This window comes from Phaeospirillum tilakii, assembly GCF_042683125.1.
In the GTDB taxonomy this organism is placed as follows: domain Bacteria; phylum Pseudomonadota; class Alphaproteobacteria; order Rhodospirillales; family Magnetospirillaceae; genus Phaeospirillum; species Phaeospirillum tilakii.
Genome location: NZ_JBHUIY010000014.1, coordinates 1 through 16,142, shown reverse-complemented (window position 1 = coordinate 16,142; position 16,142 = coordinate 1). Strand labels below are relative to the sequence as shown.

17 protein-coding genes are annotated in these 16,142 nt (G+C 72.7%); 14 read left to right on the top strand and 3 right to left on the bottom strand.

Going from position 1 to position 16,142, the window contains the following annotated elements; translation table 11 throughout:
* The first annotated feature begins 16 nt into the window (after nt 1-16).
* From ACFSNB_RS08690 to ACFSNB_RS08675, 4 genes are all read left to right on the top strand, one after another.
* Nucleotides 17-619 carry a thiamine phosphate synthase gene (locus tag ACFSNB_RS08690; protein WP_377315781.1) on the top strand — a complete coding sequence of 201 codons (603 nt, stop codon included), beginning with the start codon at nt 17-19 and terminating at the stop codon, nt 617-619.
* Nucleotides 620-688: 69 nt separating this feature from the next.
* Entirely contained in the window at nt 689-1,168 is a 480-nt protein-coding gene (locus ACFSNB_RS08685; RefSeq protein ID WP_377315780.1) for a BPTI domain-containing protein, read from the top strand.
* 89 nt (nt 1,169-1,257) lie between these two features.
* Nucleotides 1,258-1,719: a Spy/CpxP family protein refolding chaperone gene (locus ACFSNB_RS08680; protein WP_377315779.1), complete on the top strand. Its 462-nt coding sequence runs from the start codon at nt 1,258-1,260 to the stop codon at nt 1,717-1,719.
* Nucleotides 1,720-1,819: 100 nt separating this feature from the next.
* Nucleotides 1,820-2,755, top strand: coding sequence for an L-lactate dehydrogenase (locus tag ACFSNB_RS08675; protein WP_377315778.1), 936 nt, complete (start codon nt 1,820-1,822; stop codon nt 2,753-2,755).
* Nucleotides 2,756-2,834: 79 nt separating this feature from the next.
* Here ACFSNB_RS08675 and ACFSNB_RS08670 read toward each other — a convergent pair whose 3' ends face one another.
* From ACFSNB_RS08670 to ACFSNB_RS08660, 3 genes are all read right to left on the bottom strand, one after another.
* A complete protein-coding gene (locus tag ACFSNB_RS08670) occupies nt 2,835-4,082 on the bottom strand; it encodes a dicarboxylate/amino acid:cation symporter (RefSeq protein ID WP_377315777.1) in 1,248 nt (415 codons plus the stop codon).
* Between the two features lie 177 nt (nt 4,083-4,259).
* Nucleotides 4,260-5,108 carry a 3-mercaptopyruvate sulfurtransferase gene (gene sseA, locus ACFSNB_RS08665; RefSeq protein ID WP_377315776.1) on the bottom strand — a complete coding sequence of 283 codons (849 nt, stop codon included), beginning with the start codon at nt 5,106-5,108 and terminating at the stop codon, nt 4,260-4,262.
* Nucleotides 5,109-5,125: 17 nt separating this feature from the next.
* The gene (locus tag ACFSNB_RS08660) at nt 5,126-6,145 is read right to left on the bottom strand and encodes a cysteine synthase A (protein ID WP_377315775.1); all 1,020 of its coding nucleotides are present in this window, start codon (nt 6,143-6,145) and stop codon (nt 5,126-5,128) included.
* A 201-nt stretch (nt 6,146-6,346) separates the two neighbouring features.
* On the opposite strand from ACFSNB_RS08660, the gene ACFSNB_RS08655 reads away from it, so the two are divergent.
* The 10 genes from ACFSNB_RS08655 to ACFSNB_RS08610 all read left to right on the top strand — a co-directional run.
* Nucleotides 6,347-6,757, top strand: a complete 411-nt coding sequence (locus ACFSNB_RS08655; RefSeq protein ID WP_377315774.1) for a bacteriohemerythrin — start codon at nt 6,347-6,349, stop codon at nt 6,755-6,757.
* A gap of 117 nt (nt 6,758-6,874) precedes the next feature.
* A complete protein-coding gene (locus tag ACFSNB_RS08650) occupies nt 6,875-7,699 on the top strand; it encodes a glycoside hydrolase family 25 protein (RefSeq protein ID WP_377315773.1) in 825 nt (274 codons plus the stop codon).
* A 42-nt stretch (nt 7,700-7,741) separates the two neighbouring features.
* Nucleotides 7,742-9,202, top strand: a complete 1,461-nt coding sequence (locus ACFSNB_RS08645; protein ID WP_377315772.1) for a GNAT family N-acetyltransferase — start codon at nt 7,742-7,744, stop codon at nt 9,200-9,202.
* Between the two features lie 96 nt (nt 9,203-9,298).
* Nucleotides 9,299-9,637: an STAS domain-containing protein gene (locus ACFSNB_RS08640; protein ID WP_377315771.1), complete on the top strand. Its 339-nt coding sequence runs from the start codon at nt 9,299-9,301 to the stop codon at nt 9,635-9,637.
* Between the two features lie 3 nt (nt 9,638-9,640).
* Complete coding sequence (locus ACFSNB_RS08635) at nt 9,641-10,060, top strand: ATP-binding protein (RefSeq protein WP_377315770.1); 420 nt, start codon at nt 9,641-9,643, stop codon at nt 10,058-10,060.
* 25 nt (nt 10,061-10,085) lie between these two features.
* Nucleotides 10,086-11,072, top strand: coding sequence for a hydroxyacid dehydrogenase (locus tag ACFSNB_RS08630; protein WP_377315769.1), 987 nt, complete (start codon nt 10,086-10,088; stop codon nt 11,070-11,072).
* Nucleotides 11,069-11,728, top strand: a complete 660-nt coding sequence (locus ACFSNB_RS08625; RefSeq protein WP_377315768.1) for an RraA family protein — start codon at nt 11,069-11,071, stop codon at nt 11,726-11,728. Before ACFSNB_RS08630 ends, ACFSNB_RS08625 begins: the two co-directional genes overlap by 4 nt.
* 4 nt (nt 11,729-11,732) lie before the next feature.
* Nucleotides 11,733-14,504, top strand: coding sequence for an MFS transporter (locus ACFSNB_RS08620; RefSeq protein ID WP_377315767.1), 2,772 nt, complete (start codon nt 11,733-11,735; stop codon nt 14,502-14,504).
* Nucleotides 14,492-15,511 (top strand): ABC transporter substrate-binding protein, encoded by a 1,020-nt coding sequence (locus ACFSNB_RS08615; RefSeq protein WP_377315766.1) that lies wholly within the window; start codon nt 14,492-14,494, stop codon nt 15,509-15,511. Before ACFSNB_RS08620 ends, ACFSNB_RS08615 begins: the two co-directional genes overlap by 13 nt.
* The coding region (locus ACFSNB_RS08610; RefSeq protein ID WP_377315765.1) for a hypothetical protein at nt 15,501-16,142 on the top strand (642 nt) is incomplete at its 3' end. The genes ACFSNB_RS08615 and ACFSNB_RS08610, both read left to right, overlap by 11 nt.

Here is a 16,142-nt window from a genome sequence, read left to right as displayed (position 1 = left end):
ACGGAACCAAGATGCAATGACGGCCCTAGTTAACGCCATCCGGCGCCCGGTTTCACCCCCCCAGCGCCAGGGGGCGGCCCCGCGTCTGTTGCTGCTCAGCGATCCGGTCCGTCTGCCCGATCCCGCCGCCGCCGCCGCCCGCCTGCCGCCGGGGGCCGGGCTGCTGCTGCGGCCCTATCGCGGCGCGGCCGGGGCCGAGGCGCTGGCCCGTCTGTGCCGCCGCCGCCGGCTGGTGCTGCTGGTCGCCGCCGACTGGCGCCTCGCCGCCCGCCTCGCCGCCGCCGGGCTGCATCTGCCCGAGGGGCTGGCCCGCCACGGCCTGCTCGCCCCGGCGCTGGGCTGGGTCGGCCGCCACCGCCGGCTGCTGACCGTCGCCGCCCACGGCCCCGCCGCCCTGGTCCGCGCCGGCCGGCTCGGCGCCGCCGCCGCCCTGGTCTCGCCGGTGTTCCCCACCCGCAGCCATCCCGGCGCGCCGACCCTCGGCCCGGTGCGGCTCGGCCTGTGGCGGCGCTGGCCCGGCCCGCCCCGCCTCGCCCTCGGCGGCATCGCCCCCGCCACGCTCCGCCGCCTGCCCCCGGGCGCGGTCGATGGCGTCGCCGCCATCGGCGCGCTGGCCTGAACGCCTTCTCAACCGAACCGAGGGCCGCTATCCTTCGCTTGCCCGGTGGGAGGCGAAGGAACCAACGGCATGATCAGGACGGCACTGACGACGGCCCTGTGCGGACTGGCGGCGCTGGGCGCCAGCGGGGCGGCCCGCGCCGCGCCCTGGCCCGACGCCGAGACCGCGGTCTATTCGACCCTGTGTTGGGAACACCAATCCGGCGACGCCGCCGGTCACCGCCTGACGGTGCAGGGGCGGGGCGCCAACCGGACCCTGCGCTTCGAATGGTCGGAAGGGGGGCTGTGCGGCGGCGAGGTGACGCGGTTCGGCTATCGCCCGACCAGCGGCCGGCTGCGCTTCACCGTGTCCGGCTGCGGCTCCGGCCCCGCCGGCGACACCTACACCGCCCGGATCATCCCCGGCGGGGTGATCCTGTCCCGGGTCGATTTCGGCGACGGCCGGGGAGCCCAGCCGCTCAACCAGTTGCTGCCCCGGATCGAGGACCTGTCCGGCACGATCCCGGACTGTCCCACGCCAGCACCGGCGCCCGGGCCCGAGCGACGCTGACCCGGGGGAGCGGCACGGCCCCGGGTCGGACTCGCCGCCGGTGGCGATCCGTGTTATATATTAGCTCTGTCGCACTTTAGGAGGTCGTGATGAACAGACCTTGCCTGATGGCCGCCGCGCTGGCTTTTGCCCTGGCCGCGATCCCGCTGAGCGGGGCGCTGGCCCAGGGGATGGGACCCGGGATGGGAATGGGGATGGGCCAGGGGGGCATGGGCCGGGGCGGCCTGCTGCCCGATCCGGCCAAGCTGCCCGACCTCAAGGCCCGGCTCGGCATCACCGCCGCGCAGGAGGCGGCGTGGTCCTCCTATGCCGAGGGCGTCACCGCCGCCAACGAAATGCGCGCCAAGATGCGGGCCGAGGCCCAGGCCCAGCCGATGCCGCAGCGGATGGAAGGCCGGGCCGAGCGTCAGGCCGCCGGCGCCCAGGTGCACGAGGATCTCAACCAGCGCCGCGCCGCCCTGGCCGAGCTGCTGCGGCCGGAACAGCGGGCGCTGCTCGACCGCGAGGCGCCGCTGCTGCCGCCCCCGCCCCCACCCGGCGGCATGCGCTGAGGCCGGCACGCCCCCGGGGCGGCGACAATGTCGTCCCCCCCGGCGGCATTCCCGGGGTAAGCTGGCGGGACCCCTCATCCCCCCCCGGAGGACTCCCCCCATGAAAGTCGGCATCATCGGCGCCGGCGCGGTCGGCAGCACCGCCGCCTATGCCCTGGTCCTGCAGGGCAGCGCCAGCGACATCGTCCTGGTCGATCTCAACGCCAAGCTGGCCGAGGCCCAGGCCCAGGACATCCAGCACGCCACCCCGTTCGCGTGGTCGTCGCGGGTGCGGGCCGGGGGCTATGCCGATCTGGCCGGAGCGCGGGTGGTGGTGCTGGCCGCCGGCGCGGCGCAGCGGCCGGGCGACAGCCGGCTCGACCTGCTCGAACGCAACGCCCGGGTGTTCCGCCAGATCGTGCCGGCGGTGCTCGACGCCGCCCCCGAGGCGGTGCTGCTGGTCGCCTCCAACCCGGTCGATGTGATCACCGACATGGTCGCCCGCCTCGCCGGACCGGCGCGGGGGCGGGTGCTGGGCTCGGGCACCATCCTCGACACCGCCCGCTTCCGCGCCCTGCTGGCCGAGCATCTCGGGGTGTCGTCGGCCTCGGTCCATGCCTATGTGCTGGGCGAGCACGGCGATTCCGAGGTGCTGGGCTGGTCGGGCGCCACCATCGGCGGCCTGCCGGTGGCCGAGGTGGCGGCCCAGCGCGGCCGGCCGCTCGACCCCGCCATCCGCGCCGAGATCGACGAATCCGTCCGCCGCGCCGCCTATCGCATCATCGACGGCAAGGGCGCGACCTGGTTCGGGATCGGCGCCGGGCTCAGCCGGATCATCCGCGCGATCGACCAGGACGAGCGGCTGCTGCTGTCGGTGTCGGCCCCCACCGCCGAGATCGAGGGCATCGCCGACGTCACCCTGTCGCTGCCGCGCATCGTCGGCGCGGGCGGGGTGATCGCCACCCTGTTCCCGCCCGATCTGTCGGAGGAGGAGCGCGCCGCCCTGCGCCGCTCCGCCACCCTGCTGCGCGAGGCCGCAGACAGCGTCACGCTGTAACGGCGAGGCGCGAAAACGCCACGGGGCGGGGCGCCCCCGCGCCCCGCCCCGCCGTTTCGCCGCGCGGCGAGCCGTCGCCTCAGCCGATGATCCGCTTCATCTTCTCGGTGTCGAGTTCCTTTTCCCAGCGCGACACCACGATGGTGGCGACACCGTTGCCGACGAAGTTGGTCAGGGCGCGCGCCTCGGACATGAAGCGGTCGATGCCGAGGATCAGGGCCAGACCGGCCACCGGCACGCTCGGCACCACCGCCAGCGTCGCCGCCAGGGTGATGAAGCCGGCCCCGGTCACCCCCGACGCCCCCTTCGAGGTCAGGATCGCCACGCCGAGCAAGGTCGCCTCCTGACCGAGGGTCAGGTTGATGTCGAGCGCCTGGGCGACGAACAACGCCGCCATGGTCAGGTAGATGTTGGTGCCGTCGAGATTGAACGAATAGCCCGAGGGCACCACCAGCCCGACCACCGACTTCGAGCAGCCGAGCTTCTCAAGCTTGGCCATCAGCGGCACTAAAGCGGATTCCGATGAGGAGGTGCCGAGCACCGTCAGCAGCTCCTCCTTGATGTAGCCGATGAACTTGAAGATCGAGAAGCCGGTGGCCCGCGCGATCAGGCCGAGCACCACCACGACGAACAGGAAACAGGTCAGGTAGAAGCTGCCCATCAGCGCCGCCAGCGGCTTCAGCGCGGCGATGCCGTACTTGCCGATGGTGAAGGCCATCGCCCCGCCGGCACCGAGCGGCGCCAGCTTCATGATCGCGTTCATCATCGCGAAGAAGATGTGCGAGCATTCCTCGATGAAACGATGGACCCCGGCGCCCTTCTCGCCCATCCGGCTCATGGCGTAGCCGAACAGGATCGCCACCAGCAGCACCTGGAGCAGGTCGCCCCCGGCGGTGAAGGCGTCGAACAGCGTCTTCGGAATGATATGCAGGATGAAATCGACCGTGCTCTGTTCCTCGGCCAGCTTGGCGTATTTCGCCACCGCCTTGGCATCGAGCTGGCTGGGATCGGCGTGGAAGCCGTCGCCGGGCCGGATCAGCCACATCACCACCAGCCCGATGATCAGGGCCAGGGTGGAAACCAGTTCGAAATAGAGCAGCGCCTTGCCGCCGACCCGGCCGACCTTCTTCATGTCGCCGGCCCCGGCGATGCCCAGCACCACGGTACAGAAGATCACCGGGCTGATCAGCATCTTGATCAGGGCGATGAAGCCGTCGCCCAGCGGCTTCAGGTTCACCCCCAACTGCGGCTCGAAATAACCTAGAGTCCCACCAGAGATGATCGCAATCAGAACCCAGAAATAAAGATGCCGAGTCAACCGTCTCATTTATTCGCCCTTCCAGCGTTCCAGCCTCGCGCCCCCAATCGGCGATGGAATACGGGACGGCGTATTCGCTGTCGATTGCGGCTTTCCGACATATTTCGGACACAATTTGCCGGGAAGGGGAAGCCTGCTTTCGTCAGGGGCGGGCGAATTGTAATATTCGCCCCGGCCGGAACCGGCTCAGCGCGTCACCGGGGCGCCGGGGCGCTGGCTCCATTCCGCCCAGGACCCGTCATAGATCGCGGCGGTGACGCCAAGCCGGAACAAGGCAAGGGCAACGATGCAGGCGGTCACCCCCGAGCCGCAGCTGACCACGATCGGCCGGGCGAGATCGATCCCGGCGGCGGCGACCCGCTCCCGCAGCGTCTCGGCCGGCAGCAGGGTGCGGTGGACCGGATCGAGCACCTCGGAGGCCGGCAGGTTGAGCGCGCCGGGAACATGGCCGGCGATCGGACAGGGACGCGGTTCCGGCGCCTCGCCGCGAAAACGGGCGGCGGGGCGGACATCGACCAATTGCTCGTGGCCCGAGGCGACATTGGCCAGCACATGGTCGAAATCGCGCACCAGCACCCGGTTGACCCGGGGCACGAAGACGCGGTTACGCGGCGGCGGCGGCAGATCCTCGACCGGCCGGCCCTCGCGCCGCCATTGACCGAGGCCGCCGTCGAGCACCACCACATCGTCATGGCCGAAGGCGCGGAACATCCACCACACCCGGGCCGAAGCGGCGAAATCATTGCCGTCATAGACCACGATCTGGTGGCCGTTGCCGAGCCCGAGCGCCCCCACCTGGGCGGCGAAACGCTCGGACGGCGGCAGCATGTGCGGCAGATCGACGCTGCGGTCAGCGATCTCGTCGATGTCGAAAAACACCGCGCCGGGGATGTGGCCGGCGCGGTATTCGGCACGGGCGTCGCGGCCGAGGGTGGGCAGGAACCAGGTGGCATCGACCACCCGGACATCGGGAGCGGCAAGGTGGTCGGCCAGCCAGGCGGCGGTCACCAGCGGGTCCGGAACGGAAAGGCTCATCGGCACGGTCTCCGCGCTCAGTGGGGCGGCTCGCCCTCCAGCCAGGCCGGCACCGGCAGACCCTTCTGCCGCAGGAAGGCCGGGTTGAACAGCTTGCTCTGATAACGCGTACCATGATCGCACAGCACTGTCACCACCGTGTGCCCCGGCCCGAGCTTGCGCGCCACCCGGATCGCGGCGGCGACGTTGATCCCGGACGAGCCGCCCAGCAGCAGGCCCTCGTGCTCGGCGAGGTCGAACAGCACCGCCAGCGCCTCGTCGTCGCCGATCCGCTCCTGATCGTCGATCGCGGCATGGTCGAGATTGCGGGTGATCCGGCCCTGGCCGATCCCCTCGACCACCGAATTGCCCTCGGCGCGCAGATGGCCCTCGGCGAAATAGCTGTAGAGCGCCGAGCCGTGCGGATCGGCCAGCACGATCCGCACCTCGGGCCGGCGTTCCTTCAGCGCCCGGCCGACCCCGGCCAGGGTGCCGCCGGTGCCGACCGCGCAGGTGAAGGCGTCGATCCGGCCGCCGGTCTGGCGCCAGATTTCCGGGCCGGTGGTGGCGCGATGGGCCTCGCGGTTGGCGAGATTGTCGAACTGGTTGGCCCAGATCGCGCCGTTGGGCTCGCTCGCCGCCCGTTCCGCCGCCCGCCGCTGCGCCACCCGGACGTAATTGTCGGGATTGACGTAGGGCACCGCCGGGGTCAGTTCCAGCTCGGCCCCGGCGAGGCGCAGCATGTCGCGCTTTTCCTGGCTCTGGGTCTCGGGCATCACGATCAGGCTGCGATAGCCGAGCGCCCGGCCGATCAGGGCCAGCCCGATCCCGGTATTGCCGGCGGTGCCCTCGACGATCAGCCCGCCCGGCCGCAGCCAGCCGCGCTGCTCGGCGTCGCGGATGATGCCGAGCGCGGCGCGGTCCTTGATCGAGCCGCCGGGATTGAGGAATTCGGCCTTGCCCAGGATCTCGCACCCGGTCGCCGCCGAGGCGCGGGCCAGACGCAGCAGCGGGGTTTCGCCGATCGCGCCGACCAGCCCGTCACGAATGTCCGTCATGATTTTGTTGAACCCGAGATTTCTACGACTCTGGAACTGTAACTTTCCAGACCGCCCGGCGCAAGCCCGCACCGGGGAGGACGGGAGCGGCCGCAACCGAAACGGGGAAGACGGCAATGCAAAGCTCTGGCGGAACAACCCCGCGACCGCTTATACTAAAAGTAATCAAGACCGCGAACAGGAGAGAGCCCGGTGGGCGACATGGCGACACGGGTGGAAACCCTGCCGAAATGGACCCCGGCGATCGCCGTCGGCGATGCGGGACTCGACCGCGAGCATCAGGCCCTGTTCGACCAGATCGCGGCGGTGGGCGGGCTGATCGGCCGTGGGGTCGATCTGCCGCTGCTTGAGGCGCTCGACCGGCTGGTGGCGACGCTCGAACGCCATTGCCAGGGGGAGGAACGCTTCTTCTCCGACACCGCCTATCCCCACACCGCCGCCCACAAGGTCGAACACCGGGTGCTGCGCCACCTCGCCCGCCACATCCGCCTGTCGGCCAATCTGGTGCCGGACCCCGACCTGTTCCGGCTGTCGCTGCGCCATTTCCTCCAGGCGCTGATTGAACACATCATCGAGATCGATCAGGGCTACCGCCCCTATCTCGAACGCTGAGGCCGGCAAGCCCCGGTTTTCGCTGGTGAAGATTGCGATCGCGGCTTTTTTGTGGTGTCATGTTGCCTCGGGGGTCTTGCGTCCCGCCCTTGCAACATATCGAGGCGATGAAACGCGATGCTGACGCGGAGAGCGATGCTGTCCGGTCTGATGTGTCTGGCCGCCGCACCGGCGTTGGCCAATACCGGCGGGTCGCGCAAGGTGGCGGCCAAGCCGCGCGGCCGGATCGACGCGGTGATCGACATCAGCCATTCGACCGTGGTGCGCGATTTCACCCTGGCCCGGGAAAAAAGCCACATCCTCGGCGTGATCCACAAGGCGAGCGAGGGCGGCGACTGGCGTGACCCGGCCTATGCCCAGCGCCGCGCCCAGGCCGAAAAGGCCGGATTGCTGTGGGGGGCCTATCATTTCGGCACCCACCAATATCCCGGCGCGGCCCAGGCGGCGATGTTCCTCGCCACCGCCAAGCCCGGCCCGACCACCCTGATCGCGCTCGACCTCGAACTGAACGAACTCAATCCCGGCAACTCGATGACGCTGCATCAGGCCGAGGAGTTCGTCCATGCGGTGTTCGCCGCCACCGGCCGCTATCCGCTGATCTACACCAACGCCGCCTGGGCCGAGGGCAAGCCGGCCGGGCGCGGCGGCCACAGTCTGCGCGGCCGGATCGGCCCGCATTCGATCCTGGCCCAGTGCCCGCTGTGGCTGGGCGATTACCGCACCGAGCCCGAGGTGCCGACCGCCTGGAAGGGCAAGGGCTGGCATTTCTGGCAATATGCCGGCGACACCGAGGATGGCGGCCCGCGCGAGGCCCGGGTGCGCGGGGTGTGGGGGATCGAACGCTGCGACCGCAACCTGTTCCGGGGCGACGCCGTCGCCCTCGGCCGGTTCTGGAAGCAGGAAGCCGGCCGCCCGGCCAGCCGCCTCGTCCGGCGCGGCTGATCCCGCGCCCGGCTTGACGCCGGCCGATCCGGAGCCCGCCCGATGTCGGAAACCCTGCTGGCCCGCCTGACCGTTCCCGCCCGCCGCCCGCTGGTCACCCCGGTGCGCGACTTCATCCGCGCCGTGGCCGAACTGGAGGGCTTCGCCGCCAAGGCGCTGGTGCGGCTCGAATTGCTGGCCGAGGAGGCCTGCCTGCTGGTGATCGAGCAGGCGTTCGAGCCGGGCGACCCGGGCGAGATCGGCGTCGCCCTGCTGCGCCAGCCGGGGCGGTTGCAGGTGGCGCTGGAATACAAGGGGCTGCCGGTCGATTTCTCCCGCCTGCCCGACGGGGCCGGGCTGGGCCTGACCCTGATGCGCGGGCTGGCCGAACAGATCGAGTTCCTCAATCTCGGCAAGAACGGCCGGCGCATCGTCTTTTCCGCCAGCCTGCCGGTGGCGCCGATCACCGATTACCTCACCGCCGAGGAACGCGCGCGCCCGGCCGCCCCCGCCCCGACCGCGCCGCCGCGCCTGCGGATGATGACCCCCGACGACGCGCTGGCGCTGGCGCGCTGCATCTACCGCTCGTGGGGCTACACCTACGCCGAGTTCGTCTATTTCCCCGACCGCATCCGCGAGATGCTGGAAAGCGGGCTGATGATCTCCTGCGTCGCCGAGGCCGAGGGCGGCGAGATCGTCGGCCATGTCGCCCTGCTGCGCGACGGGCCGGAGGCGCGGATCGTCGAATCCGGCATCGCCGTGGTCGATCCGCGCTATCGCGGCCACAATCTGTTCAAGACGATGAAGCAGACCCTGGCCGAGCAGGCGCAAGCGCGCGGCCTGTACGGGATCTACAGCGAGGCGATGACGCTGCATCCCTTCACCCAGAAGGGCAACCACGCGCTCGGCGCCCAGGAAACCGGCTTCCTGCTCGGCTTCCTGCCGCGCGACGTCGATCCGCGCCGGATCGAGACCTGTCCCCAGGGCGACCGCGCCGCGGTGGCACTGTACTACCTGCGCACCCATCCCGAGCCGGCCCGCGCGATCCACGCCCCGCCGCATCACCGCCCGCTGATCGAGGACCTCTGCCGCCGGCTCGGGCTCGACCGGACCTTCGCCGAACCCGGCCCGGCGGCGGAACCGGGCGGCGAGACCCGGCTGGGGGTGCGGGTGCGGCCGGAACTGGGGATGGCCTTCCTCACCGTCGAGGCGTTCGGCCCCGATCTGGTCGCCCAGGTCCGCCACCATTTGATCGACCTGTGCTGCCGGCGGATCGACGCGATCTATCTCGACCTGCCGTTGCAGGACCCGGCCACCGCCGCCGGCTGCGCCCGGCTTGAGGCGCTCGGCCTGTTCTTCGGCGGGGTGATCCCGGAGCTGAACCGGGGCGACGTGCTGCGGCTGCAATATCTCAACAATCTCGCGCTCAACGTCGAGGCGATCGTCACCGTCTCGCCGGCCGGGCGCGCCCTGCTCGACCATGTCGTCGCCGAACGCCGCCGCCTGACCGGCCAGCCCCCCTGACCGACAGGGTGGGCTTGACGACCCATGCCGGCGACGCGGACACTGCGACGGCACCGGCCGGCGCCGCGCCGGCGGCAAGGGAGGAAGCAAGGCCAGATGAGTTTCAGCGAAACCAGCCATGACGGCATGCCGGTGATCGCCGTCGCCGGACGGATCGACAGCGCCACCGCCCCGGCCTGCGAGGAATATCTGCTGGCCCGGGTCGGCGACGGCCGGCCGGCGCTGGTGATCGATCTCGGCGGGGTCGATTACATCAGCAGCGCCGGGCTGCGGGTGCTGGTGCTGGCGGCCAAGCGGGCGATGGCGCTGGGGATCGGCTTCGCGATCTGCCAGGTGCAGGACACCGTGGCCGAGGTGCTGGAGATCAGCGGGCTCGGCCCGATTCTCGGCGTCCATCCCGACCCCGCCGCGGCGGTGGCGGCCGTCCGGGGCTAGCCGATGGACGGCGCCCGCCTCGATCTGGTGCTGGACAACCGGACCGACGAGGTGGCGCGCCTGCTGGCGGCGTTCGAGGCTTTCGCCGCCGGCCACGGCCTGCCGCACAAGGTGACGATGCAGGTGATGCTGGCGCTGGAGGAACTGGCGGTCAACATCGTCCGCCATGCCTTCCCCGAGGGCGGGCGCCACCGCATCGAGATCGGGCTGGAGCTGGGCGCCGACCATCTGGTCTGCGACCTGCGCGACGACGGCCTCGCCTTCGACCCGTTCGCCCAGGCCCCGCCGCCCGACCTGACCGGCTCCACCGCCGAACGGCGGGTGGGCGGGCTGGGCGTCCACCTCGTCCGCCGGATGATGGACGAGGTGGCCTATCGCCGCGACGGCGGCATCAACCACACCCGCGCGGTCAAGCGTTGGTAACGGCCAGGGAAGGCGGATTGCGGGCATGGGCGATACAGACGGCAAGCGGGCGCGGTGCCTGTGCCTCCAGCCGATCCATCCGGCGGCGGTGGCGCGGCTGGAGGCGGGCGGACTGGCGGTGATCACCGGCCCGGCCGAGGCGGTCGCCCCCGACGGCATCGTCGCCCTGGTCAGCCGCAACGCCCCGGTCACCGCCGCCCTGCTCGACCGGCTGGGCGAGCTGCGGGTGGTGGCCAAGCACGGCGCCGGGCTCGACGCGATCGACCTCGCCGCCGCCAGCGCGCGCGGGATCTGCGTGGTGTCAACTCCCGGCGCCAACGCCCTGTCGGTGGCCGAGCATGCCGTGGCGCTGATGCTGGCGGTGGCCAAGCGGATCGTCCCGGCCGACCGCGCGGTGCGGGCGGGCGATTTCGGCTACAAGTTCCGCGCCGACTTCACCGAACTGGCCGGCAAGCGGCTCGGCATCGTCGGGCTGGGGGCCAGCGGCCGCCAGCTCGCCCGCATCGCCGGGCTGGGGCTGGGGATGCGGATCCTCGCCAGTTCGCCCACCACCGCCGATGCGGTGTTCGCCGCCTGCGGCGCCGAGCGGCGCGACCTGCCCGCCCTGCTGGCCGAGGCCGACGTGATCTCGCTCCATCTGCCCGGCCGGCCCGACACCCGTCACCTGATCGGCGCGGCCGAACTGGCCCTGGTCAAACCGGGGGCGATCCTGATCAACACCGCGCGCGGCGCGGTGCTCGACGAGGCGGCGCTGGTGGCGGCGTTGCAGGACGGGCGCCTCGGCGGGGCCGGGCTCGACGTGTTCGAGGCCGAGCCGCTACCGGCCGCCCATCCCTTGGCCGGGTTCGACCGCGTGGTGCTGAGCCCGCATGTCGCCGGCTCGACCGAGGCCGCGCTGGAGCGGATGGGACAGGCGGTGGCGGAGCAGATCCTCGACCTGCTCGGGGGACGGCGCCCGGCCCATCTCGCCAATCCGGCGGTGTGGACGGCGCGGCAAGGAGAGCGCGCATGACGATCCGATATCTGGAGGCGGCGTTCCGCCGGCTCGACGCCGAGGAATTGGCGGCGTGGCGGGAGATCCCGACGGCGGTGGCGTCGGACTGTCTCAACCGCAACATGGCGATGGCCGGGGCGATCCAGGCGCTGAAGCCGGGCTGGCGGCTGTGCGGGCAGGCCCGCACCGTGCTGCCGGCGCCGGGCGACAATGCCTGCGTCCACTGGCTGTGCAGCACCGCCAATCCGGGCGAGGTGGTGGTGGTGGCGGCCGGCGGGCTGGAGGACGTGGCGATGCTGGGCGAGATGGTCACCCGCCAGTCGCGGCTGCGCGGCCTGGGCGGGATCGTGGTCGATGGCGCGGTGCGCGACAGCGCGGCGGTGGTGGCGCTCGATCTGCCGGTGTTCTGCCGGGGCCGGACCGCGCGCGGCCCGCACAAGAATTTCGGCGGCTACATCGACGCCCCGGCGGCGGTCGGCGGGGTGGCGGTCCAGCCCGGCGACCTGATCCTGGGCGACGAGGACGGGGTGGTGGTGGTGCCGCTGGCCTGGACCGACGCGGTGCTAGCGGCCGCCCGCCATCACCTGACCAAGGAGGAACGCTGGGTGGCGGCGCTGGAGCGCGGCGAACGGCTGGTCGAGCTGTTCGAGGTCGGGCCGGCGGAACGGGGCTGAGCGGATGCGCTCGGTCCGCCTGCCGCTGGTCGCCGCCGTCCTGCTGGTGCTGCTCGGCAGCCTCGGCATCGGCGCGGTGGCCAACAGCCTGTTTTTCCATCGCTTCCTGGTCAATGCCAGCGATTCGCGCCTGCTGGCGGCGGCGATCGACGTGCGCGACGTGTTCGCCCGCGCCGCCAGCCTCGGCCTGCCGCTGGCCCAGTTCCAGGGCGGCGAGCAGGTGCTGGCCGAGACCCGCCGCGCCGACCCGGCGCTGCGGCGGATCGTCGCCTTCGAAAGCGCGGGCGACCATTTCCACACCCTGGCCCTGGCCGGGGCGCGGGCGGGCGAGGACCTGCCGGCCGGCTGGGCGCGGGCGATGCGCCGCGCCCCCACCGCCAGCCATTGGCAGATCGACGATCCCGACGGGTTCGGGGTGCTGGTGCCGATCCGCTCCGGCTTCGGGGCCACGATCGGTCTGATCGCCCTGGTGCAGTCGCGCGCGGTGCTGGACCAGCCCCAGGACGAATTCGATTCCTTCCTGCTGCGGCAGGCCGGGGCGGTGGCGCTGCCGGTGATGCTGGCGCTGGCGCTGCTGGTGGGGTGGCTGCTGCGGCCGCTGGCGGCGCGGCTGCCGTTGTGGCGGGCCCATCTCGACGCCCTTCTGGCCGGACGGACGCCGCCGCCGCCGCCGGCGGCGGCGGGCGACCTGCTCGACGGGCTGCTGCGGCCGGCGCTGGCCCGGCTCGACGGCGCCCCCGCCCCGGCCGAGCCGCCCATCGAGCCCCTGGCCGATGCCGGCCCGGCGCTGCGCCGGCTGAAGGCGCGGGTGGTGGCGCTGACGGTGGCGGCGATCGTGATCGCGGCGGGGGCCTCGGGCCTCGCCATCGCCCGCCATCAGGATGAAGTGCTGGGCGAGGCGCTGCTGGCCAAGCCGCTGACCGTCACCGCCTTGCTGGCCCGCGACATCGCCCACGCGATCGACCTCGGCATCCCGCCCGACGCGCTGCGCGGGGTCGAGCGGCTGTTCGCCGATGCCCGCGCCGCCCATCCCGAGATCGCCTTCCTGCGCCTGACCGGGGCCGACGGGCGGATTCTGGCCGAGGACGGGGCGGTGCCGGCCGACCTCGCCGCGATCGCCCCGCCGCCGCCGGAGGGCGAGGACGAGCCGCGTCCCTTGCGGCGGGGCGGATTCGACCTGCTGACGGTGGCGGTCGAGGGCGAGGGCGACGGGGCGCCGCGCCACGGCGCCCTCACCCTGGGCGTCGCCCAGGATTACGCCGGCCGGCTGATCAAGGAGCGGCTGATCGACATCGGCACGGTCGGGCTGGTGGCGGTGTTCGTCAGCCTGGAGATCCTGCTGCTGCTGCTCGACCGGGTGCTGACCGGGCCGTTGCTGAGTCTCCAGGACTGGTCGGCGGCGGTGCTGCGGGGCGAGCGGCCCTACCGCGCCGCGACCGGGGCCGGGTTCGGGCTGGCCGGGCTGGTGCGCCGCGCCCAGGCCTGGGGCGAGCGGTGCCAGGACGGCCCGCCGCCCGAGGAGCGCCGCGCCGGCCGCCCGCCCTGGCCGGTGGCGCTGCGCTCGGTGCGGATCTGCCTGTTCCTGTTCGTGCTGTCCGACGCGCTGCCGCTGTCGGTGCTGCCGCTCTATGCCGCCGAACTGTACCAGCCGATGGCCGGGCTCAGCCGCGAGATGCTGCTGGCGGCGCCGGTGATGGTGTACTGGCTGGCCTCGGCGCTGATCCACCTGCCCTGTTCGACCTGGCTCGACCGGCTGTCCTACCGCGCCACCTTCGCCCTCGGCGCGGCGGCGGCGGCGGCGGGGGGCCTCGGCGCGGCCTGGGCGCCCGATCTGCCCAGCCTGCTGGCGGCGCGGGCGCTGGGCGGCGCCGGACTCGGCATCGTCTTCACCGTCACGCAGGCGGCGACCACCAGTCTGGCCCCGGCCCGCCACCGCGCCTACGCGATGGCCGGCTTTTCCAGCGTGTTCTTCCTCGCCACCTTCTGCGGCACCGCGCTGGGCGGGCTGATCGCCGACGAGATCGGGCTGCGGGCGCTGTTCCTGGTGGTGGCGGGTCAGGCGGTGCTGGCCGGGCTGGCGGCATGGCCCGGCCTCGGCCGCGCCCGCGAGCCGCGCCGCCCCGGCGCCGGCGGGGCCGAGACGCAGGCCGGCTGGCGCGATTATCTCGCCCTCGCCCGCAACAGCCGCTATGCCGGGCTGCTGCTGCTGTCGGCGCTGCCCAACCGGATGTTCAACCTCGCCTTGGTGTTCTACCTCGCCCCGCTCTGCCTGTTCGATGCCGGGCTGTCGAAGGCCGAGATCGCCCGGGTGGTGTCGGTCTACGGGCTGGTGATGGCGCTGGTGGCGCCGCTCGGGGCGCGGCTGGCCGACCGTTTTTCCTGGCATGTCCGGCTGGTGCTGGCCGGTTCGCTGATCTGCGGCGGGGCGGCGCTGGCCGGGCTGCCGCTGCCGGCCGCCACCGCGATCACTGCGGCGGTGGTGGGGATGGGGGTCGGTCAGGCCCTCAGCATCCCGTCGCAGATGAGCGTGCTGCCGGCGCTCGCCCCCCGTCAGGCCGAGAGCCTGGGCCTGCCCCGGGTCTATGCGGTGTTCCGCGTGGTCGAGCGGGTGCCGGCCTTTTTCGGCCTGATCCTCGCCGGCGGCCTCGCCGCCTGGCTGGGCTACGGCCCGACCGTGGCGGTGTGGGGCGCCGGACTGGTGCTGTCCACCCTGGCCCTGATCGTCCTGTTCCGTCTGACCGCCCCGCGCCGGAGATCCCGTCCATGCCCGCCCTGAGGCGCCGCACCCTGCTGCATGCCCTCGCCGCCGCCGCCACCGTCGCGGCGTTGCCCGCCCCACTGCGCGCCGCGCCCCCGCCGCGCCGGGTGTTCGTGGTGCTGTGGCGCGGCCCGACCGACCTCGATCGCGGCATGCGCGACTATCTCGCCCGCGCCGGCCTGCCGGTCGAATACATCGTGCGCGACGCGGCGCAGAGCCGCGACGCCCTGGCGCGGATCGTCGCCGAGATCCGCGCCACCCGGCCCGATCTGGTCTATGTCGTCACCACCGAGGCGACCCTCGGCGTGCTCGGCCCGGTCGATGACCCCGACGGCAGCGACAACGTGCCGCCCGACATCCCGGTGGTGTTCGCGGCGGTGGGCGACCCGCTGGCCGCCGGACTGGTGCGGTCGCTGCCGCTGTCGGGCCGCAACGCCACCGGGGTGATCCATCTCGCCCCGGTGCCGGTGCAGTACGAGGCGATGCTGTCGCTGTTCACCCCGCAGCGGATCGCGGTGCTCTACAACGAGGCGGAAAGCTACGGCCACGGCGCGGTGGCCCAGTTGCGGACGCTGTGCGACAAAAGCGGGATCGAGCTGGTGACCGAGACCCCGCTCGACGGCGCCGGCCGGCCGCAGACGGCCTTGATCCGCCCGGCGCTGGAACGGCTGGCGGCACGCAAACCCGACGTGCTGTATCTGCCCTCGACCTCGTTCTTCATCCCGCAGGCCGGGGCGGTCACCGCCGCCGCGCTCGATCTCGGCCTGGCCAGCTTCAGCGGCAACGAGCCGATGATCCGCCAGGGCAGCGCGCTGGCCGGGCTGGTGGCGTCGTTCCACGAGGTCGGCCAGTTCGCCGGCTACAAGATCGAACGGATCCTGACCGGGCAGGCCCGGGCCGAGGCGATCCCGGTCGAATCGCTGTCGCGCTTCTCGCTGCTGATCAACATGCGGGTGGCGCGGCGGCTGGCGGTCTATCCGCCGATCACCATGCTGCGCTATGCCGAGGTGATCGATGCGCCCTGATGACCCGGCCGCGCCGCCCTGGCGGCTGATCCGGCCGCTGTGGGCCGGGCTGGTGGCGCTGGCCGCCGCCGCCGCGCTGCTGCTGACCTGGGTGGCGGACGAGGCCAGCCACGCCCGGCTCGACCAGTTGCGCGCCGCCCGCGCCCTGACCCTGGCCCACAGCCTGAAGGAACCGCTGGAGGCGGCGATCTCGCTCGGCCTGCCGCTGGACCAGCTGCCGCGCGCCCAGGATCTGCTCGAACGCGAGCAGGCCCGCTCCGGCACCCTGTCGATCGAGCTGTTCGACCCCCAGGGCCGGGTGGTGTTCGGCACCGACCGCAGCTTCCTCGGCGATCTGGTGGCGCAACGCTGGCTGGGGCTGGCCGCCGCCGCCGGCACCCGGCCGTGGCAGGCCGAGGAGGACGGGTCCGGGGTGGTCGGCCTGCCGCTGCTGAACGGCTTCGGCGTCCCGGTCGGGCAGCTCGCGGTGCGCTACGGCACCGCCGCCGCCGCGCCGCTGCTGCCGCCGCCGCTGCTGGCGGTCGCCATCCTGCTGCTGGCCGGCGCCGCCCTGCTGCTGGGGCTGACCCTGGCCCGCGCCCACCGTCCGCTCGGGCGGCGGCTGGCCCGGGCGCGGCGGGCGCTGGCCGGC

Excerpts from the sequence above, each read along its gene's own strand:
- ACFSNB_RS08690 (WP_377315781.1), top strand. The coding sequence starts at position 17 with ATGACGGCCCTAGTTAACGCCATCCGGCGCCCGGTTTCACCCCCCCAG.
- ACFSNB_RS08685 (WP_377315780.1), top strand. The coding sequence starts at position 689 with ATGATCAGGACGGCACTGACGACGGCCCTGTGCGGACTGGCGGCGCTG.
- ACFSNB_RS08680 (WP_377315779.1), top strand. The coding sequence starts at position 1,258 with ATGAACAGACCTTGCCTGATGGCCGCCGCGCTGGCTTTTGCCCTGGCC.
- ACFSNB_RS08675 (WP_377315778.1), top strand. The coding sequence starts at position 1,820 with ATGAAAGTCGGCATCATCGGCGCCGGCGCGGTCGGCAGCACCGCCGCC.
- ACFSNB_RS08670 (WP_377315777.1), bottom strand. The coding sequence starts at position 4,082 with ATGAGACGGTTGACTCGGCATCTTTATTTCTGGGTTCTGATTGCGATC.
- sseA (WP_377315776.1), bottom strand. The coding sequence starts at position 5,108 with ATGAGCCTTTCCGTTCCGGACCCGCTGGTGACCGCCGCCTGGCTGGCC.
- ACFSNB_RS08660 (WP_377315775.1), bottom strand. The coding sequence starts at position 6,145 with ATGACGGACATTCGTGACGGGCTGGTCGGCGCGATCGGCGAAACCCCG.
- ACFSNB_RS08655 (WP_377315774.1), top strand. The coding sequence starts at position 6,347 with ATGGCGACACGGGTGGAAACCCTGCCGAAATGGACCCCGGCGATCGCC.
- ACFSNB_RS08650 (WP_377315773.1), top strand. The coding sequence starts at position 6,875 with ATGCTGACGCGGAGAGCGATGCTGTCCGGTCTGATGTGTCTGGCCGCC.
- ACFSNB_RS08645 (WP_377315772.1), top strand. The coding sequence starts at position 7,742 with ATGTCGGAAACCCTGCTGGCCCGCCTGACCGTTCCCGCCCGCCGCCCG.
- ACFSNB_RS08640 (WP_377315771.1), top strand. The coding sequence starts at position 9,299 with ATGAGTTTCAGCGAAACCAGCCATGACGGCATGCCGGTGATCGCCGTC.
- ACFSNB_RS08635 (WP_377315770.1), top strand. The coding sequence starts at position 9,641 with ATGGACGGCGCCCGCCTCGATCTGGTGCTGGACAACCGGACCGACGAG.
- ACFSNB_RS08630 (WP_377315769.1), top strand. The coding sequence starts at position 10,086 with ATGGGCGATACAGACGGCAAGCGGGCGCGGTGCCTGTGCCTCCAGCCG.
- ACFSNB_RS08625 (WP_377315768.1), top strand. The coding sequence starts at position 11,069 with ATGACGATCCGATATCTGGAGGCGGCGTTCCGCCGGCTCGACGCCGAG.
- ACFSNB_RS08620 (WP_377315767.1), top strand. The coding sequence starts at position 11,733 with ATGCGCTCGGTCCGCCTGCCGCTGGTCGCCGCCGTCCTGCTGGTGCTG.
- ACFSNB_RS08615 (WP_377315766.1), top strand. The coding sequence starts at position 14,492 with ATGCCCGCCCTGAGGCGCCGCACCCTGCTGCATGCCCTCGCCGCCGCC.